Source organism: Actinomadura chibensis NBRC 106107, from assembly GCF_001552135.1.
Taxonomy (GTDB): domain Bacteria; phylum Actinomycetota; class Actinomycetes; order Streptosporangiales; family Streptosporangiaceae; genus Spirillospora; species Spirillospora chibensis.
This window is the reverse complement of record NZ_BCQP01000025.1, coordinates 56,233-73,729: the sequence shown is the minus strand read 5'-3', so window position 1 is coordinate 73,729 and position 17,497 is coordinate 56,233. Positions and strand designations below refer to the sequence as shown.

Genomic DNA, 17,497 nt, shown 5'->3' with positions numbered 1-17,497 from the left:
TCGAGGGTCACGCCGGGGTCCCCCGCTCCATCAGCGCGGTGACCTCGGACTCGTCCGGCATGGCGTCCGCGCAGGAGAGGCGGGACGCGACGATCGCCCCGGCCGTGTTCGCGAACGCCATGATCCGCGGCAGGTCCCAGCCGGACAGCAGCCCGTGGCACAGCGCGCCGCCGAACGCGTCGCCCGCGCCGAGCCCGTTCACGACCTCGACCGGCACCGGCGGCGACTCGGCCGTCGCGCCGTCCGCCGCGACCGCGAGCACGCCCTCCGGCCCGCGCTTGACGACGGCCAGGCGCACGCCCCGGTCGAGCAGCGCCCGCGCCGCCCGCTCCGGGTCCCGCTCCCCCACCGCGACCTCGCACTCGGCGAGGTTGCCGACGGCGACCGTGGCGTGCCCGAGCGCCTCGCCCGCCCAGCGCCGCGCCTCGTCCGGCGACTCCCAGAACATGGGCCGGTAGTCGAGGTCGAGAACGGTGATGTCGGCGCCGCGGCGCAGGCCGAGGGCGGCGAGCGTCGCCGTCCTGGACGGCTCGGCGCACAGCCCGGTCATCGTCGTCCACAGCACGCGGGCCGACTCGATCGCCGCGCGGTCCAGCTCCTCGGCCCGGATCTCCAGGTCGGGGGCCTTCGGGAAGCGGTAGAAGTACAGCGGGAAGTCGTCCGGCGGGAACAGCTCGCAGAACGTGACGGGCGTCGGCAGGCCGGGGACGTCCGCGACGAACCGGTCGTCCACCCCGAACTCGCCGAGCGCGCGGCGGACGAACCGGCCGAACGGGTCCGCGCCGGTCCGGGTGACGACGGCGGAGCGGCGGCCGTACCGGGCGGCGGCCACCGCGACGTTGGTCGCGCTGCCGCCGAGGAACTTGCCGAACGACTCGACCTCGTCCAGGCCCACGCCGGACTGGAGCGGGTACAGGTCGACGCCGACCCGTCCCATGGTGATGACGTCGAACACGGTGCCGTCGCCGCTCATGCCGCCATCCCGGCGAGGTAGTCGACGCAGGCGCGCACGTCGCCCGCCGGGCCCGCCCCCGGCGCGGGCTCGTGGTCGATGACGGTGTCCTGCTCCAGGACGTACCAGCCGTCGTACCCGGCGCCTTCGAGGGAGCCGACGATCGCCGCGATGTCGATGTCGCCCGCGCCGAGCGGCCGGTAGATCCCGGTCCGGACGGCGTCGGTGTAGCGCACCTCGCCGCGCTGGACCTCGTCGGCGAGCGCGGCGTCGACGTCCTTCAGGTGGACGTGCGCGACGCGGCCGGTGGCGCGGGCGGCGAGCGCCACCGGGTCGACGCCGCCGATCAGCAGGTGCCCGGTGTCCAGGCAGAGCGGGACGCCGGAGCCGTCGAGGACGCGCTCGACCTCGTCCGCGCGCTCCACCATCGTCCCGACGTGCGGGTGCAGGACGGCGCGGACGCCCAGGTCGGCGGCCAGCGCGGCGATCCGGTCGAGGTTGGTGAGCAGGGCCGTCCACCCGGCGGCGTCGAGCGCGGGGCGCTCGTCGTAGCCGTCCAGGCCGTGGACCGCCGCGAGCACGAGCGTCAGCCCCGGATTGGAACGTTCCACGCTTTTGCCGCCTTCCGCGCCGAACCCGGACAGGATCCGCCGCACCTCCGGCAGCGGGTCGCGCTCCGGGTCGTGCAGCACGACCGGCGCGAACCCGCCGACCGGGCGGAGCCCGTGCGCGGCGAGCAGCGCGGCGCGCTCGGCGGCGCCCGCCGGGAGGAAGCCGTCGGGGCCGAACTCGGTGGCGGCGAGGCCGAGGTCGCGCATCTCCGCGAGCACCCGTCCCGGCGCCATCTGGTGCCCCCAGCCGGGCACCTCGCACACCCCCCAGGAGATCGGGGCGGCCGCGACGCGATCTCTGATCATCTGCTCACTCCCCAGCCTTTGTCATGACATTAGGAGGTAATAAGTTAAGCACACGGACGGCGGTACGATCGTCCCCGGACGAGAGGAGGCCGCCGCGTGTACCGACCCCGGGTGGCCGTTGACCGGACCAGCCCCGTGCCGCTGTACTACCAGCTCGCCCAGCAGTTGGAGGCGGCGATCCGGGCGGGCGAGCTGACCCCCGGCACCCGCCTGGAGAACGAGGTCGAGCTCGCGGACCGCTGCGGGCTGTCCCGCCCCACGGTACGGCAGGCGATCCAGCATCTCGTGGACCGGGGGCTCCTCGTCCGCAAGCGCGGCGTCGGCACCCAGGTGGTGCAGTCGGAGATCCGCCGCCCGATCGAGCTGACCAGCCTGCACGACGACCTCCTCGCGGCCGGGCGGGAGCCGCGCACGTCCGTCCTCGAACTCGGCCCGGCGACGGCGGACGAGCGGGTCGCGAAGGAGCTCGGCGTCCCGGCGGGCACCGAGGTGACCCGGATCCGGCGGCTGCGCCGCACCGGCGACGAGCCGCTCGCGCTGCTCACCAACTACCTGCCCCGCGACCTGATCGCGCTCACCAGGGACGACCTGACCGAGCACGGCCTCTACGAGCTGCTCCGCGGCACGGGCGTCAACCTGCGCATCGCGAACCAGACGATCGGGGCGCGCGGCGCGACGGCCGCCGAGGCGCGGCTGCTGGACGAGCGGCGCGGCGTCCCGCTGCTGACCATGACCCGCACCGCCTACGACGACAAGGGCGCCGCGATCGAGTACGGCACGCACGTCTACCGCGCGAGCCGCTACTCGTTCGCGCTCACCCTCGTCGAGCGCTGACCCCCCGCCGCCCTGGTCAGGGCAGGACGCGGGCGACGAGGTCGGCGACGCCGCCGTCCGCGCACGTCGAGACCACGACGTCGGCGGCGGCCCGGACGGCCTCCGCCGCGTCGCCGACCGCCGCGCCGAGCCCGGCCGCGCGGATCATGTCGAGGTCGTTGGGGTTGTCCCCGATCGCCGCGACCCGGCCCAGCGGCACGCCGCGCGCGGCGGCGAGCTCCCGCAGCGCCGCGCCCTTGGACGAGCCCTCCGGGAGGACCTCCAGGTAGTTGGTCTCGGAGCGGACGAGCGTGACGCCGGAGACCGTCCCGGTCACGGCGCGCTCGGCCGCGCCCATCAGCTCGGGGCGCTCGCAGATCAGCATGAGCTTGATGACGTCGGCAGGCGGCAGCTCGTCCCAGGAGGCGACGGGCAGCAGGCCGAGGCCGTCGCGGCGGGCGTAGTCGCGGAGCGCGGGCGACGCGGCCACGTCCGCCGGACGGGCGTGCGCGCGGCCCCCGCCGAACGCGACCGGCCAGACGCCGCCGGGCAGGTCGCCGAACCCGTCCGCGAGCTTCGTCCACGCCGCCGCGCCCAGGGTGCGCCGGTGCAGGACGTCCCCGGTGCCGAGGTCCACGACGCGGGCGCCGTTGTAGAGGATCGCCGGGGTGCCGGGGTCGAGCGCCCGGTAGTACGGCAGCGCGGACTCCTCGCCGCGCCCGGTCGCGATCAGGACCGTGCCGCCCGCGTCCATGAACCGGCGCAGCGCGGCGCGGCTCGGCTCCACGATCGTCCCGTCGCGCTCGACGAGCGTGCCGTCCAGGTCGGTGACGATCCAGTCGGCCGCGCGGGTCACCTGCCCGCGCCCATCGCGGTCAGCCCGGCGACCTCGGTCAGCACCGACCCGGCGAGGTCGAACCCGGCGACGCAGGCGAGGTAGCCGGGGGCCTCCCAGTCGGGGTCGCCGTCCCGCCCGCCGAGCGGCAGGTACGTCCCGCCCGCCTGCCGGACGAGCAGGAGCGCGGCGGCGACGTCCCAGGCGTTGATGGACGGGTCGAACGCCACGTCCGTCCACCCGGCGGCGACGTGGGCGAGGGTGAGCGCGGCGCTGCCCGGCCTGCGGAGGGTGGCGAACGCGTCCACCATCCGGCCGAAGCGGCGGAGCGTCTCGTCGCGGTCGGCGCCGCGCAGGTCGGCCGCGCTGGGGTAGGACGACGCGGCGACGGCGGCCGCGTCGCTGGTCGCGCCCCGGCTCCGGATCGGCTCGCCGTTGCAGGTCGCGCCGTCCAGGGAGGCGGTGAACATGTCGTCGCGCACCGGGTCGTAGACGACTCCGGCGACGAGTTCGCCGTCCGCGACGGCGGCGACCGAGACGCAGAAGAACGGCAGCCCGACGGCGAAGTTGGCGGTGCCGTCGATCGGGTCGACGTACCAGCGGACGTCGGAGCCCGCGCCGCCGCGCGCGCCGCCCTCCTCGCCGACGACGACGCTGCCGGGCGTGTGCTCGGCGAGCACCGCGCGGATGGTCTCCTCCGCCGCCCGGTCGTGCTCGGTGACCGGGTCGTGGAAGTCGCGCTTCACGTCGACCTCCGGACGGGACCGGAACGCGGTCCGCAGCGGGCCCCCGGCGGTGCGGGCGGCGAGCTCGGCGATCCCGGCGAGCTCCCGCGAGGCGGGCACGTCGGCGTTCATTCGTCTCCTTCGGTCGCGGCGGGGGCCGGGTCAGAGTTCCGCTTCGGCGTAGTCGCCCGGCGAGAACTCGATCCTGGGCTGGGAGCGCTCCAGCAGGTCGAACGCCTCCGGAACGGACGATGTCCAGCCGATGGCGTCCCAGATCTTCGGACGGGCGAAGTGCTGCTCGGTGAGGCCGCGCATCAGCTCGCGGAGCGGGTCGTACACGCCGGTCGGGTCGAGGATCACGATGGGCTTCTCGTGCATGGCGAGGACGCGGGCCGTCCACACCTCGAACAGCTCCTCCAGCGTGCCGATGCCGCCGGGGAGGATGAGGAACGCGTCGCTGCGGCGGTCCATCTCGCCCTTGCGGGCGCGCATGTCGGGGGTGACGATCAGCTCGTCGTTGTCCTCGTCGGAGATCTCGACGGCGACGAGGCCCTCGGGGATCACGCCGACGGTGCGGGCGCCGCCCGCCCGCGCGGCGCGGGCGACGGCGCCCATGCACGACACCTGGGCGCCGCCGCTGACCAGGCTGTGCCCGCGGCGGGCCAGCTCGGCCCCGGCCTCGGCGGCGAGGTCGACGTGGCGGCGGTCGATCGTCCCGCTGGAGGAGCAGAAGACGCAGACGGCGAGGGGTTTCGAAGCGCTCACCGGGCCGATTCTACGGCCCGGTGAACGCGTCCTCCGGGGTCAGTGCCCGGCCATGTCGCGGCGGCGCAGGCCGACCAGCCCCACCGCGGACAGCGCGGCGGCGATCGCGGTGAGCCAGCCGAGCGGCGCGATCGAGAAGCCCTGCCCGAGCTTCGGGACGTGCGTGAACGGCGACACGTCCAGCGCCCACCGGCTGAGGTCGAGGCCCGCCCCGAACATCGTGATCAGCGTGAACACCCCGACCGCCGCCCAGGCGGCGGGCGCGAGCCGCGGCGCGGCCCCGAACAGCGCGACCGCGATCGCCCCGGCCAGCCACACGGCGGGCAGCTGCGCCATCGCCGCGCCGAGCACGCGCGGGAGCTGCCCGCCGACGTCCCCGCTGTTCAGGCCGTGCGTGATCCCGGCGGCGGCGCCCGCCACGGCGAGCGCGGCGGCGGGCCCGAGCGCCGCGAAGACCAGGTGGCCGGACGCCCATCTGAGCCGTCCGGTCGCGGTGGCGAGCAGCGGCTCGGCCCGCTGCGCGGCCTCCTCTGCGCGCAGCCGCAGCGCGGCGGACACCGAGTACGCGGCGACGATCAGCCCGACGATGCTCAGCACGGAGGCGAAGTAGGCGTCGGTGATGGCCGACCGGCCGCCGAGCCGGGTGAATATCTCCTTGAGGTCGGGGTTGTCCTTGACCATGTCCTCCACGCCCCCGGCGAGGGCGCCGAAGACGACGCCGAGCGCGAGGAACCCCGCGAGCCACCCGTACAGCGCGCGACTTTGCAGCCGCCAGCCGAGCCCGAACGCCCCGGACAGCCGGGCCGGGGCCGCGGCCGGGCCGAGCCGGGGCGGCAGGATGCCCGCGCCCACGTCGCGCCGCGCCGACAGCACCCCGGCCGCCGCGACCAGGACGGCGATCAGAGCCGCGACCAGGGCGAACGTCCACCAGCGCTCGCCGCCGTAGGCGCGGGCCCGGTTGCTCCAGCCGAACGGGGACAGCCAGCCGAGCCACGACAGGGAGTTGCCCGCGCCGCCGACGTCGGCGGCCATCCGCACCGCGAACGCGCCGCCGAGCGCGGCGATCGCCGCGCCGCGCGCCGCGCCCGCGCTCTCGCCGAGCTGCGCGGTGACGCCCGCGACCGCCGCGAACACGCAGCCGCCCGCCGCGAGCTGGAGGCCGAACGCGAGCGACCCGGCGAACGGGAGGCCCTGGGCCGTCGTCCCGGCGGTGAGCAGCGCGGCGAGGACGAGGTTGGCCGCCATCGTCACGATCAGCGCGGCGGCGAGCCCGGCGCCGCGCCCGGTCACGGTGGCGCCGAGCAGCTCGCGGCGTCCGGCCTCCTCCTCGGCGCGCGTGTGCCGGACGACCGTCAGCGCGCTGATCAGCCCGACCACCACCGGGACGAACCCGGAGCGCTGCGCGACGATGCCGCCGAGATCGGTGCTGAAGAGCCGCCCGTAGAGGGCGAGGAACGTGGGGTTCGTGCCGGTCGTCCGCGCGTAGTGGAGCCGGTCGGCGGCGTCGGGGTAGAGCCTGCCGGTCGCCGCGACGAAGTTGACCGGGATCAGCGCGATCACGACGACCCAGCCCGGGAGCAGGAACCGGTCCCGCCGCAGGATCAGCCGGATCAGCCCGCCCGTCCCGACAAGACCGCCGGTCATCGGGCCGTCTCCTGCAACTCGTCCTTGTAGTGCCGCAGGAACAGCTCCTCCAGCGTCGGCGGACGGCTCGTCAGGCTCCGCACGCCGACCTCGGTGAGCTGCCGCAGGACGTCGTCGAGCCGCGGGTTGTCCACCTCGAAGGTGATCGTCGTGCCGTCGATCCGGACGTCGTGCGCGCCGGGCAGCGGCAGCCCGTCCGGCGGCCCGGCCAGCTCCGCGCGGATCGACGTGCGGCTGAGGTGGCGCAGGTCGGCCAGCGTGCCGGTCTCGACCGCGGCGCCGCCGCGGATGATCGTCACCCGGTCGCACAGCGCCTCGACCTCGGACAGGATGTGGCTCGACAGCAGCACCGTCCGGCCCGCCCGCCGCTCCTCCCGGACGCACTCCTGGAAGACCTCCTCCATCAGCGGGTCGAGGCCGGAGGTCGGCTCGTCCAGCAGGAGCAGCTCGGCGTCGGACGCCAGCGCGGCGATCAGCCCGACCTTCTGCCGGTTGCCCTTGGAGTAGGCGCGGCCCTTCTTGCGCGGGTCGAGCTCGAAGCGGTCGAGCAGTTCGGCGCGGCGGCGCGGGTTCGTCCCGCCGCGCATCCGGCCGAGCAGGTCGATGACCTCGCCGCCGGACAGGTTCGGCCACAGCGTCACGTCGCCCGGGACGTAGGCGAGCCGCCGGTGCAGCGCGGTCGCGTCCCGCCACGGGTCGCCGCCGAGCAGCCGGGCCGTGCCCGCGTCGGCGCGCAGCAGCCCGAGCAGGATCCTGATCGTGGTCGACTTCCCGGCGCCGTTCGGCCCGAGGAAGCCGTGCACCTCCCCCGACCGGACGGTCAGGTCGAGGCCGTCGAGGGCGCGCGTCCGGCCGAAGGTCTTGACCAGGCCGGATATCTGGACGGGGGGCGTCGTCTCGGTCACCGTCACTCCTCGGTGGGGGGCCGCCCTCCGGCGGCGCGGAGGGCTTTCAGGGCGTCGCGGGCCTGCGCCGACAGCTCCGGGGAGAGCAGCCGGTCGTCGAGGACGTCCAGCATCGCGAGCGCCATCCGCGGATAGCCGTCGCCCATCAGGACGTCGCCGCCGAGGGCGCGCGACAGGTGCTCGTGCAGGACGATCAGGCCGAAGCTCATCGCGGTCATCACGGTCGCGTAGGCGTGCGGGTCGTCGGTGTTCGGCGCGGCGACCCCGGGCGCGCCGCGGGCGAGGAGGTCCTCGCTGTAGGCGACGGCGTCGTCGAACAGCGTGCGCGCCGCCGGGGAGTCGTCGGCGAGGACGCGGGCCAGGTACCGCTGGACGGGCAGCGCGGTCCGCATGGCGATGGCGAGGAACCCGGAGTCGCCCATCCCGCCCGCGAGCGCCTCCTCCTTCGTCTCGCGGATGACCTGGATGACGTACTCGTCGCAGGCCCGGCGCAGCGCCTCCTTCGTCCCGAAGTGGTGCTGGACGAGCGCGGGCGACACCCCGGCGGCCCTCGCGATCCCGCGGATCGTCGCGCCCCGCTCGCCCAGCTCGGCGAACTGGGCGAGCGCCGCGTCGCGGATGCGGGCGCGGCCGGTCAGGTCCGCGGCCCGGTCATCTCCCGGCATCCGGGGTCCCTGTACACGCGTTCAGTGGGCTGTACACGCGTACACTGTACTGCCGTACAGGCCCCGGCGTCCAGCGGTTCGGGGGGAGGTCAGGAGCCGCCGGGGAGCTGGCCCAGCTTGACCTGGACCTGCCGCTTCGTCCCGTCCTGCTTCTGGACCTCGACCTTCACCGTGTCGCCCGGCTTCAGGTTCGCGAGCACCGACGACAGCGCCGTCTGGTCGGGGGTGGCCGTCCCGTTCACCGAGAGGATCAGGTCCCCCGCCGCGATCCCCGCCTCGGCCGCGCCGCTGTTCCGCTCGACCTGCACGACGGCGACCGCCGTCCGCCGCCCGCTCTCCGGGTCGACGATCGTCCGCACCGTCACGCCGAGCGCGGCCCGCCCCGAGTTCGACACCTTCCCGCTCTGGATCAGCTGCGGGACGATCCGCTTCACCGTGTCGCTCGGCGTCGCGAAGCCGATCCCGGCCGCCGCGCCGCCGATCGCCGGGTCCGAGGCGGCGGCCGTCGGCACCCCGATCACCTGCCCGTTCAGCGCGACGAGCGCGCCCCCGCTGTTGCCCGGGTTGATCGCCGCGCTGGTCTGGATGGCGTCCGCGATCGTCGAGCCCTGGAACGCGCCCTCGCCCTTGGTCGAGACCGTCCGGTGCAGGGCGGACACGATCCCGTTCGTCACGCTCCCGGAGAGCCCCAGCGGGTTGCCCATCGCGAGGACGATCTGCCCGACCTCCGCCTTCCCCGACTCGCCCCACGACGCCGGTTTGAGCGTCCCGCCCTGGACCTTGACGACGGCGAGGTCGTCGGCCGCGAACGCGCCGACCGGCTGCGCGGTCAGGGTGGCGCCGCCGCTCGCCGCCGTCACCTGGATCCGCCGCGCCCCGGCCACCACGTGCGCGTTCGTGACGATGTTCCCGTTCCCGTCGAAGACGACGCCCGAGCCCTCCCCCTGGTCCGTCTCGATCTTCACGACGGACGGCAGGACGGCGTCCACGACCCGCTCGTACTGCCCCTGCAACTGCGACGCCGAGTCGCCGACCGGCGCGGACGTCCGCGCGACCGTCGACTCGGCCTCGCCGCCGTCCGAGCTGCACCCGGCGAGCGCCAGCACCCCGGCCGCCGCCACCGCCCCCGCCTTGAACCTGGTGTTCCTGTCCACTCCCCCACCTCCAGGACGGGTTCCTTCCCCCCTCACGGAGATCAGGCATGGGGCGGGTCCGGGCTGGTCAGGGCTGGTCAGGGCTGGTCAGGGCTGGTCAGGGCTGGAAGCGGTACCCCATCCCGGGCTCGGTGAGCAGGTGCCGGGGATGCGCCGGGTCCTTCTCCAGCTTCCGGCGGAGCTGCGCCATGTACTGCCGCAGGTAGTGGGTCTCGCGCTGGTAGGACGGCCCCCACACGCTGGTGAGGAGCTGCCGCTGGCTGATCAGCTTGCCCGGGTTGCGGACGAGGATCTCCAGCAGGTGCCACTCGGTCGGCGTCAGCCGGACGCCGCCGGACACCGTCTTGCCCACCAGGTCGACGGTGTGCTCGCCGACGTCCGCCCGCGCGACCTCGCCCGCCACCGACACGCGCCGGGTCACCGCGCGGATGCGGGCGACCAGCTCCTCGATGTCGAACGGCTTCGTCACGTAGTCGTCGGCGCCCGCCTCCAGCGCCTCCACCTTGTCCTGGCTGCCCGCCCGCCCGGACAGGACGATGATCGGGACGCGCGTCCAGCCGCGCAGCCCGTGGATGACGTCCACGCCCGGGATGTCCGGCAGCCCGAGGTCGAGGACGACGAGGTCCGGCGGCGCCGCCCCGGCCTGGCGGAGCGCGGCGGTGCCGTCGGCGGCGACGTCCACGGCGTAGCCGCGGGCGCGCAGGTTGATCCGCAGCGCCCGCAGGAGCTGCGGCTCGTCGTCCACGACCAGGACCCGGCTCATGCCGCCCGCCCGTGTACGGGAAGGGCGACGATCATGGTGAGGCCGCCGCCCGGCGTGTCCTCGGGGACGAGCTCGCCGCCCATCGCCTCGGTCAGCCCGCGGGCGAGCGCGAGGCCGAGCCCGACCCCGGTGTGGTTGTCGCGGTCGTCCAGCCGCTGGAACGGCTGGAAGATCCGCTCCCGGTCGCGGGGCCGGACGCCCGGCCCGCGGTCGGCGATCCGCAGCTCCACCCGGTCCTTGATGGCGCCCGCCGTGAGGAGGACGGGCTCGCCGGGCGGGCTGTGCCGCAGCGCGTTCCCGATCAGGTTGACGAGGACGCGCTCCAGCAGCGCCGGGTCGGCCGCCACCTCCGGCAGCCCGGGGTCCAGCCGGACGCTCACCCGGTCCCCGTCCCTCACGTCGTCCAGGGCGCGCGGGACGATCTCGTCCAGCGCGAGCGGCCGCGCGGCGATGCCGAGGACCCCGGCCTGCAGCCGGCTCATGTCGAGCAGGTTGGCGACCAGCCGGTCGAGCCGGTCGAGGGACTGGCGGGCGGTGTCGAGCAGCTCGGCGCGCTCGTCCGGCGTCCAGTCGACGGACGTCGTGCCGAGGCTGTCGACCGCCGCCTTCGCCGAGGCGAGCGGCGTGCGCAGGTCGTGGCTGACGGCGTTGAGCAGGGCGGTCCGCATCCGGTCGGCGGCCTCCAGCGGACGGGCCCGCTCGGCCTCCGCCTCCAGCCGCTGCTGCCGCAGCGCGCCCGCCGCCTGCACGGCGAACGCCTCCAGCACCCGCCGGTCCCCCGCCGGGAGCGGGCGGCCCCGGATCGCGAGGGTGAGGCCGTCCCCGGCGGGGATCTCGGTGTCGCCCTCGCCGGGCGCGGTGCACGGCCGCCCGCCGACGGTCGCGACGATCCGCCAGTCGGCCGGGTCGTCGTGGCTGTCCGGCGTCGCCGGGACGGGACGCTCCAGCAGCGTGACCGACGTCAGCCCGAACGTCTCCCGCATCCGGCCGAGGAGGGTGTCGAGGGCGCGCTCGCCGCGCAGCACGTTCCCGGCGAGCGCGGACAGCAGGCCCGCCTCGCCGCCGAGCTTCGCCGCCTCCCGCGAGCGCCGGGCGGCGTCGTCCACGACGACGCTGACCCCGATGCCGACCAGCACGAACACCGCGAGCGCGACGAGGTTCTCCTGCTCGGCGACGGTGAACCGGTTGATCGGCGGCGTGAAGTACCAGTTGAGCAGCAGGAACCCGGCGACCGCCGTGAACAGCGCGGGCCACATCCCGCCGACCAGCGCGATCCCGACGACGGCGGCGAGGAAGAACAGGATGTCCGACGGCAGCGACAGCGTCGGCCGCGCGTGCACCAGCCCGAACGTCAGCAGCGGCAGCCCGCCCGCGGCGAGCAGGAACCCGGCGAGGCGGCGGTTGAGCGACAGCCCCTCGTCGCGCACCGGACGCATGACGCCGCGGTGCGCCTGGTCGTGCGTGACCATGTGCACGTCGATGCCGCCGGACCGCGCGGTCGTCGTCACCCCGATGCCCGGCCGCAGCAGTTGCGCGAGCCGCCCCCGCCGCGACACCCCGAGGACGAGCTGCGTCGCGTTCACCGCGCGCGCGAACTCCAGCAGGGCGCGCGGGATGTCGTCGCCGACGACCTGGTGGAACGTCCCGCCGAGGCCCTCCACGATCTCGCGCTGCCGGGCGAGGTCGCGGGGCCGCGCGCCGCGCAGCGCGTCGCCGCGGGTGACGTGCACGGCGAGCAGGTCGGCGCCCTTGGAGCGGGCGGCGATCCGGGTCGCGCGGCGCAGCAGCGTCTCGCCCTCCGGGCCGCCGGTCAGCGCGACGACGATCCGCTCCCGCGCCTCCCAGGTGCCGCCGATGCCGTGCTCGCTGCGGTACCGGTCGAGCTGGTCGTCCACCTTGCCCGCGAGCCACAGCAGCGCCAGCTCGCGCAGCGCGGTCAGGTTCCCGACCCGGAAGTAGTTGGACAGGGCCGCGTCGACCTTCTCCGGCGTGTAGATGTTGCCGTGCGCCATCCGGCGGCGCAGCGCCTCCGGCGCCATGTCGATCAGCTCGACCTGCCCGGCGCTGCGGACCACCTCGTCCGGGACGGTCTCCCGCTGCGGCACCCCCGTGATGTTCTCCACGACGTCGTTGACCGACTCCAGGTGCTGGACGTTCACCGTCGAGATCACGTCGATGCCCGCGTCCAGGATCTCCTCGACGTCCCGCCACCGCTTGGCGTGCTTGCCGCCGGGGACGTTCGTGTGCGCCAGCTCGTCCACCAGGACGACGTCGGGCGCGCGGCGCAGCACGGCCTCGACGTCCAGCTCGGTGAACTCGGCGCCGCGGTGGGTCCGGGTGGCGCGCGGGAGGATCTCCAGCCCGTCCAGGAGCGCGGCGGTGCGGGCGCGGCCGTGCGTCTCGACGTACCCGACGACGACGTCCGTGCCGCGCTCCAGCCTCCGCCGCGCCTCCGACAGCATGGCGTAGGTCTTCCCCACCCCGGGCGCGGCGCCCAGGTAGATGCGGAGCTGCCCCCTCGCCATGGCGCCCATCCTCCCAGCCCGGGCGGGACCGTTCACACCTGCAGAAAACACCCTTTCCGCCTGTTCCCTGCCCTTCTTGACGCGTTCCTTACGCCCGCGTACGCGATCTTCACGCCTTCCATACGCGCGCGCGTACACGCGCGGCGGGAGCTCAGGGCTCGGCGCAGGAGTCCAGGTAGGGGGCCAGCTCGCGGGCGACGGCCCGCAGCGGCCGGACGCTCCGCTCCGCCCGCGCCATCAGGATCGCGCCCTCCAGCGCGCCGATCATCAGCGTGGCGAGCGCGTCCGCGCGCCGGTCCGGGACGCCCATCCCGGCCAGCTCCCGCGCGACCGGGCGCCGCCAGCTCGCGAACGCGGCGGCGGTCGCCTCCCGCGTCGAGCCGGTCGAGTCGGCGCAGTCGACCGTCGCCGCCGCGACCGGGCAGCCCTTGGCGAAGCCCGCCGTGCGGAACTCGTCGGTCCACTGCCGGACCATGGCCTCGAACAGCCGTCCGGGCGTCGGGCGCGCCATGCCCGCCATGAACTTGGCGACGCGCTTGCTCGCGTAGCGCCCGGCCCATTCGACGGCCTCATTGACGAGCTGCTCCTTGCCGCCGGGGAAGTAGTGCTGGAGCGAGCCGCGCGGCGCCCCGGCGTGCTGGGCGACGTCGCGCAGGCCCGTCGCGGTGACCCCGTCGCGGCGGATGAGCTGCGCCGCGCTGAACACCATCCGCTCGCGCGGCCCGTACTCGGACGACATCGATTCCCCTCTTGCGGCATTTACCTGGGCCATTATCATGACCGTTGTCATAACCCGCAAGCTGCGTCCCGGCCGGAGGCGATGGTGGGATCGGACCCTGGTTCCCTCGGACTCGGTTTCCTCGGACTGGGCGTCATGGGGCAGCCCATGGCCCTCAACCTCGCCCGCGCCCACCCGGGGCTCGTCGTCTGGAACCGCACCGCCGCGCGCTGCGAGCCGCTCCGCGCCGCCGGGGCCCAGGTGGCGGCGAGCCCCGCCGAGGTGTGCCGCCGGTCCCGCGTCGTGTTCCTCATGCTCGCCGACGGCCCCGCGATCGACGCCGTCCTCGGGCGCGGCACCCCCGCCTTCGCCGCGAACGTCGCCGACCGCGTGATCGTCCACATGGGGACGACGTCGCCCGGCTACTCGCGCGGCCTCGAAGCCGACGTGCGCGCCGCCGGGGGCCGCTACGCCGAGGCCCCGGTGTCCGGCTCGCGCGGCCCCGCCGAGGCGGGGCGCCTGGTGGCGCTGCTCGCGGGCGACCCGGCGGCGGCCGCCGCCGTCCGCCCGCTGCTCGCCCCGATGTGCCACGAGACGTTCGAGTGCGGGACGGTCCCGAACGCCCTGCTGATGAAGCTGTCGGTCAACCTGTACCTGATCACGATGGTGACCGGGCTCGTGGAGGCGTTCCACTTCGCCGCCCGGCACGGCCTGGACGAGCGCCGCCTGCGGGACGTGCTCGACGCCGGTCCGATGGCGAGCACCGTGTCCCGCGCGAAGGCGAGCAAGCTCGCCGAGCGCGACTTCGGCGTCCAGGCGTCGATCGTCAACGTCCTGGACAACAACCGCCTCGTCGCGGAGGCGGCCCGCGCGTCCGGCGTCGCCTCGCCGCTGCTGGACGTCTGCCACGCCCTCTACGGCGAGACCCTCGCGCTCGGCCACGGCGACGCCGACATGGCGGCCGTCCTGCACGCGATCGAGTCCCGCACCGACCTGGGCCGGACGCCCGTCACCCGGCCCGCCGACCCCACACGCGGTACGGCTCCGCGTCGTCCCATCTGACATCGAGGCCGAGCCCCGGACGGTCGGCCGCCGGGCGCAGCGCCCCGCCGTCCGGGCGGAGCGTCCCGTCGAAGAGCAGGCCCTCCACCCGGACGTGGTCGTGGAAGTACTCCAGGTGGCGCAGCCGCTCGACCGCGCAGAACGCGTGCGCCGACACCGCCGGGGCGCAGTGCGCGGACAGGTCGGTCTGCCGCGCCGCCGCGAGCCCCGCGACCTGGAGGAGGCCGGTGACGCCGAAGCAGCGGGTGACGTCGGCCTGCAGGCAGTCGACGGCCGGTCCGTCGAGCAGGTCGGCGAAGTCCTTCAGGACGAACCCGTACTCGCCCGCCGCGACGTCGAGCCGCCCCGGCCCCCGGTCGCGCACCAGCCGCAGCCCGGTGAGGTCGTCGGACGAGACCGGCTCCTCGAACCAGCGGACGTCCCACTCCTCCGCCAGCCGCCGCGCCCAGTACAGCGCGTCCTTGCGGGTCAGCGCGCCGTTCGCGTCGGCGTACAGCTCGGCCTCCGCGCCGATCGCGTCCCGGACGGCGGTCAGCCGCCGCGGGTCCTCGTCCGGCCGCCGGGACACCTTCAGCTTCACCCGGCCTATCCCCTGCTCGACCCAGCCGCCGAGCTGGCCCGCGAGCCGGTCGAGCGGGTAGTTGGTGAACCCGCCGCTTCCGTAGACGGGCACCCGGTCGTGGAAGGACGGCAGCACGCGGAACAGCGGCAGCCCGAGAAGCTTCGCCTTGAGGTCCCAGAGGGCGATGTCGACGGCGGACACCGCCATCGCGCCCGCCCCGGGACGCCCGGCGTTGCGGATCGCGGCGGACATCCGCCGCCACGCGGCGGCCGGGGCGAGCGCGTCGCCGCCCGCCGCGACCGGCGCGAGCGCCGACTCCGCGAACGCGGCGGCGGAGACGTCGCCGTAGGTGTAGCCGATCCCGGTGCGGCCGCCGCCGTCCGCCTCCACCAGGACCATGGTCGTCGAGTCCCAGCGGAGGGTGCCGTCCTCCTCCGCGCCGCCGGGCCCGTCGGTCGGGACCCGGAAGGCGTGCACGCGCACGTCCCCGACCTCGACGCCGCTCCGCTCGGACACGCGTCCATCACTACCGCCGGGAGGCGGTCCGAAACCGGCTCAGCCGGTCCCGGCCTCCCGCGCCTCCGCCTCCACCGAGCGCCGCTCGACGATCTCCTGCTCGGCGCGGGTGTGGCCGTCGATGATGATCTGGACCACCTCCTCCGGGTCGTCGGTGAGGTGGAGGAGGTCCATGTCGTTCGGGGAGATCTTGCCGCTGGACAGCATGGACTTCTCGATCCACTCCAGCAGCCCGCCCCAGAACTCCGTGCCGACCAGCACGATCGGGAACCGGGTGATCTTCTTGGTCTGGACGAGGGTGATCGCCTCGAACAGCTCGTCCAGCGTGCCGAACCCGCCCGGCAGCACCACGAACGCCTGCGAGTACTTCACGAACATGGTCTTGCGGACGAAGAAGTACCGGAACTCCAGCCCGATGTCGAGGTGGTCGTTGAGCCGCTGCTCGAACGGCAGCTCGATGCCGAGCCCGACCGACAGGCCGCCGTTCTCGTCGCAGCCCTTGTTCGCCGCCTCCATGATCCCCGGGCCGCCGCCGGTGATCACCGCGTAGCCCGCGTCGTGCAGCCGGGCGCCGATCTCGACGCCGAGCTTGTACTCGGCGCTGTCCGGCTTGGTACGGGCGCTGCCGAACACGCTGACCGCCTTCGGCAGCTCGGCGAGGAGCCCGAACCCCTCCACGAACTCCGCCTGGATCCGCAGCACCCGCCACGGGTCGGCGTGCACCCAGTCGGCCGGGCCGCGCCCGTCGAGCAGGCGCTGGTCGGTGGTGGTCGGGGGGACGGCCCGTCCCCGCAGCATCGCCGGCCCCTGCCGGCGCGAGTGGGAGGTGGTTTCCGATGTCATGGGCCCACGTTAGTGCGCGCCCCGACCGCTATGGGGCCACTGTCGCGGGCCCTTCGAGCCAGGTCCGCATGCGCCGCTCGCAGTCCGCGATCAGCGGGATCTCGACGTACTCGTCCTTCGTGTGGGCGAGCGTGGGCTCGCCGGGCCCGTAGTTGACGGCCGGGACGCCCAATTCCGCGAAGCGCGCGACGTCCGTCCAGCCGAGCTTGGCGCGGACGCCCGCCCCGCTCGCCGCGACGAACGCGGCCGCCGCCGGGTGCGTCACGCCGGGCCGCGCCGCCGCCGCGCTGTCGGTGATCTTCACCGGGAAGCCGGCGAAGATTCCCCGGACGTACTCCTCCGCGTCGGCGACGGACTTGTCGGGCGCGAACCGGTAGTTCACGGTGACGACGCACTCGTCCGGGATGACGTTGCCCGCGACGCCGCCGCTGATGAACACGGCGTTCAGGCCCTCGTGGTACTCAAGGCCGTCCACCACCGGACGGGTCGGCTCGTAGGCGCGCAGAACGTCCAGGATCCGTCCGGCCGAGTGGATCGCGTTGGACCCCATCCAAGCGCGCGCGCTGTGCGCCCGCTCCCCCTCCGCCGTGACCTCCGCGCGCAGCGTGCCCTGGCAGCCGCCCTCGATCAGCCCGCCCGTCGGCTCCATCAGCACGGCGAAGTCGCCCGCGAGCAGGTCGGGACGGTCGGCGGCCAGCTTGCGCAGCCCGTTCCGCTCGGCCTCGATCTCCTCGCAGTCGTAGAAGACGTAGGTGACGTCGCGGGTCGGCTCCGGGACGGTCGCGGCGAGCCGCAGCGCGACCGCGACGCCGCTCTTCATGTCGGTCGTCCCGCAGCCGTAGAGGCGGTCGCCCTCGACCCGCGACGGCAGGTTGCCGTTCAGCGGGACGGTGTCGAGGTGCCCGGCGAGGACGACCCGCTCGGCGCGGCCGAGCCCGGTGCGGGCGACGACGCTGTTCCCGTCGCGGACCACCTCCAGGTGCGGCACGGCCCGCAGCGCCTCCTCGACGGCGTCGGCGAGGGCCCGCTCCCCGCCGCTCACCGACTCGACGTCCACGATGGCGGCGGTCAGGTCCGTCACGTGCGAGAACAGATCAAGGCCCATGTTCAAGTCCTACCATTGCGAGCGTGGA

17 protein-coding genes are annotated in these 17,497 nt (G+C 74.9%); 2 read left to right on the top strand and 15 right to left on the bottom strand.

The window, feature by feature from the left end:
* Nucleotides 1-7 precede the first annotated feature (7 nt).
* Both iolC and ACH01S_RS14955 read right to left on the bottom strand, forming a co-directional pair.
* Entirely contained in the window at nucleotides 8-973 is a 966-nt protein-coding gene (gene iolC / locus ACH01S_RS14960) for a 5-dehydro-2-deoxygluconokinase (protein WP_067891135.1), read from the bottom strand.
* Nucleotides 970-1,869 (bottom strand): TIM barrel protein, encoded by a 900-nt coding sequence (locus ACH01S_RS14955; RefSeq protein ID WP_067891132.1) that lies wholly within the window; start codon nucleotides 1,867-1,869, stop codon nucleotides 970-972. Before ACH01S_RS14955 ends, iolC begins: the two co-directional genes overlap by 4 nt.
* Nucleotides 1,870-1,980: 111 nt before the next feature.
* Here ACH01S_RS14955 and ACH01S_RS14950 point away from each other — a divergent pair, with 111 nt between their 5' ends.
* Nucleotides 1,981-2,703, top strand: a complete 723-nt coding sequence (locus tag ACH01S_RS14950) for a GntR family transcriptional regulator (RefSeq protein ID WP_083980696.1) — start codon at nucleotides 1,981-1,983, stop codon at nucleotides 2,701-2,703.
* Nucleotides 2,704-2,719: 16 nt separating this feature from the next.
* Here the strand turns inward: ACH01S_RS14950 and ACH01S_RS14945 are convergent, their stop codons facing one another.
* The 10 genes from ACH01S_RS14945 to ACH01S_RS14900 form a co-directional block, all read right to left on the bottom strand.
* Nucleotides 2,720-3,538, bottom strand: a complete 819-nt coding sequence (locus ACH01S_RS14945) for an HAD hydrolase family protein (RefSeq protein WP_067891126.1) — start codon at nucleotides 3,536-3,538, stop codon at nucleotides 2,720-2,722.
* The gene (locus tag ACH01S_RS14940) at nucleotides 3,535-4,374 is read right to left on the bottom strand and encodes an inositol monophosphatase family protein (protein WP_067891121.1); all 840 of its coding nucleotides are present in this window, start codon (nucleotides 4,372-4,374) and stop codon (nucleotides 3,535-3,537) included. Before ACH01S_RS14940 ends, ACH01S_RS14945 begins: the two co-directional genes overlap by 4 nt.
* 30 nt (nucleotides 4,375-4,404) lie before the next feature.
* A complete protein-coding gene (locus tag ACH01S_RS14935; protein ID WP_067891116.1) occupies nucleotides 4,405-5,007 on the bottom strand; it encodes an LOG family protein in 603 nt (200 codons plus the stop codon).
* A 39-nt stretch (nucleotides 5,008-5,046) separates the two neighbouring features.
* Nucleotides 5,047-6,651, bottom strand: coding sequence for an ABC transporter permease (locus ACH01S_RS14930; protein WP_067891112.1), 1,605 nt, complete (start codon nucleotides 6,649-6,651; stop codon nucleotides 5,047-5,049).
* On the bottom strand, nucleotides 6,648-7,556 hold the full coding sequence (locus tag ACH01S_RS14925) for an ABC transporter ATP-binding protein (RefSeq protein WP_067891109.1): 909 nt from the start codon (nucleotides 7,554-7,556) through the stop codon (nucleotides 6,648-6,650). Before ACH01S_RS14925 ends, ACH01S_RS14930 begins: the two co-directional genes overlap by 4 nt.
* Before the next feature lie 2 nt (nucleotides 7,557-7,558).
* On the bottom strand, nucleotides 7,559-8,221 hold the full coding sequence (locus ACH01S_RS14920; protein ID WP_067891105.1) for a TetR/AcrR family transcriptional regulator: 663 nt from the start codon (nucleotides 8,219-8,221) through the stop codon (nucleotides 7,559-7,561).
* A gap of 89 nt (nucleotides 8,222-8,310) precedes the next feature.
* Nucleotides 8,311-9,375, bottom strand: a complete 1,065-nt coding sequence (locus tag ACH01S_RS14915) for a S1C family serine protease (protein ID WP_067891102.1) — start codon at nucleotides 9,373-9,375, stop codon at nucleotides 8,311-8,313.
* Nucleotides 9,376-9,472: 97 nt separating this feature from the next.
* Nucleotides 9,473-10,138 (bottom strand): response regulator, encoded by a 666-nt coding sequence (locus ACH01S_RS14910; protein ID WP_067891098.1) that lies wholly within the window; start codon nucleotides 10,136-10,138, stop codon nucleotides 9,473-9,475.
* Nucleotides 10,135-12,663 (bottom strand): DUF4118 domain-containing protein, encoded by a 2,529-nt coding sequence (locus ACH01S_RS14905; RefSeq protein ID WP_067891095.1) that lies wholly within the window; start codon nucleotides 12,661-12,663, stop codon nucleotides 10,135-10,137. Before ACH01S_RS14905 ends, ACH01S_RS14910 begins: the two co-directional genes overlap by 4 nt.
* Nucleotides 12,664-12,814: 151 nt before the next feature.
* On the bottom strand, nucleotides 12,815-13,402 hold the full coding sequence (locus ACH01S_RS14900; protein WP_067891090.1) for a TetR/AcrR family transcriptional regulator: 588 nt from the start codon (nucleotides 13,400-13,402) through the stop codon (nucleotides 12,815-12,817).
* Nucleotides 13,403-13,483: 81 nt separating this feature from the next.
* On the opposite strand from ACH01S_RS14900, the gene ACH01S_RS14895 reads away from it, so the two are divergent.
* Entirely contained in the window at nucleotides 13,484-14,443 is a 960-nt protein-coding gene (locus tag ACH01S_RS14895; RefSeq protein WP_067891087.1) for an NAD(P)-dependent oxidoreductase, read from the top strand.
* On the opposite strand, the gene ACH01S_RS14890 is transcribed toward ACH01S_RS14895, so the two are convergent.
* From ACH01S_RS14890 to dapE, 3 genes are read right to left on the bottom strand one after another with little or no spacing between them, the layout of a single operon-like run.
* Nucleotides 14,391-15,521, bottom strand: a complete 1,131-nt coding sequence (locus tag ACH01S_RS14890; RefSeq protein ID WP_067891084.1) for an enolase C-terminal domain-like protein — start codon at nucleotides 15,519-15,521, stop codon at nucleotides 14,391-14,393. The genes ACH01S_RS14895 and ACH01S_RS14890 overlap by 53 nt on opposite strands.
* A gap of 39 nt (nucleotides 15,522-15,560) precedes the next feature.
* Nucleotides 15,561-16,364, bottom strand: a complete 804-nt coding sequence (locus tag ACH01S_RS14885; RefSeq protein WP_067891080.1) for an LOG family protein — start codon at nucleotides 16,362-16,364, stop codon at nucleotides 15,561-15,563.
* Between the two features lie 28 nt (nucleotides 16,365-16,392).
* The gene (dapE, locus tag ACH01S_RS14880; protein WP_067891075.1) at nucleotides 16,393-17,469 is read right to left on the bottom strand and encodes a succinyl-diaminopimelate desuccinylase; all 1,077 of its coding nucleotides are present in this window, start codon (nucleotides 17,467-17,469) and stop codon (nucleotides 16,393-16,395) included.
* Nucleotides 17,470-17,497: the final 28 nt, after the last annotated feature.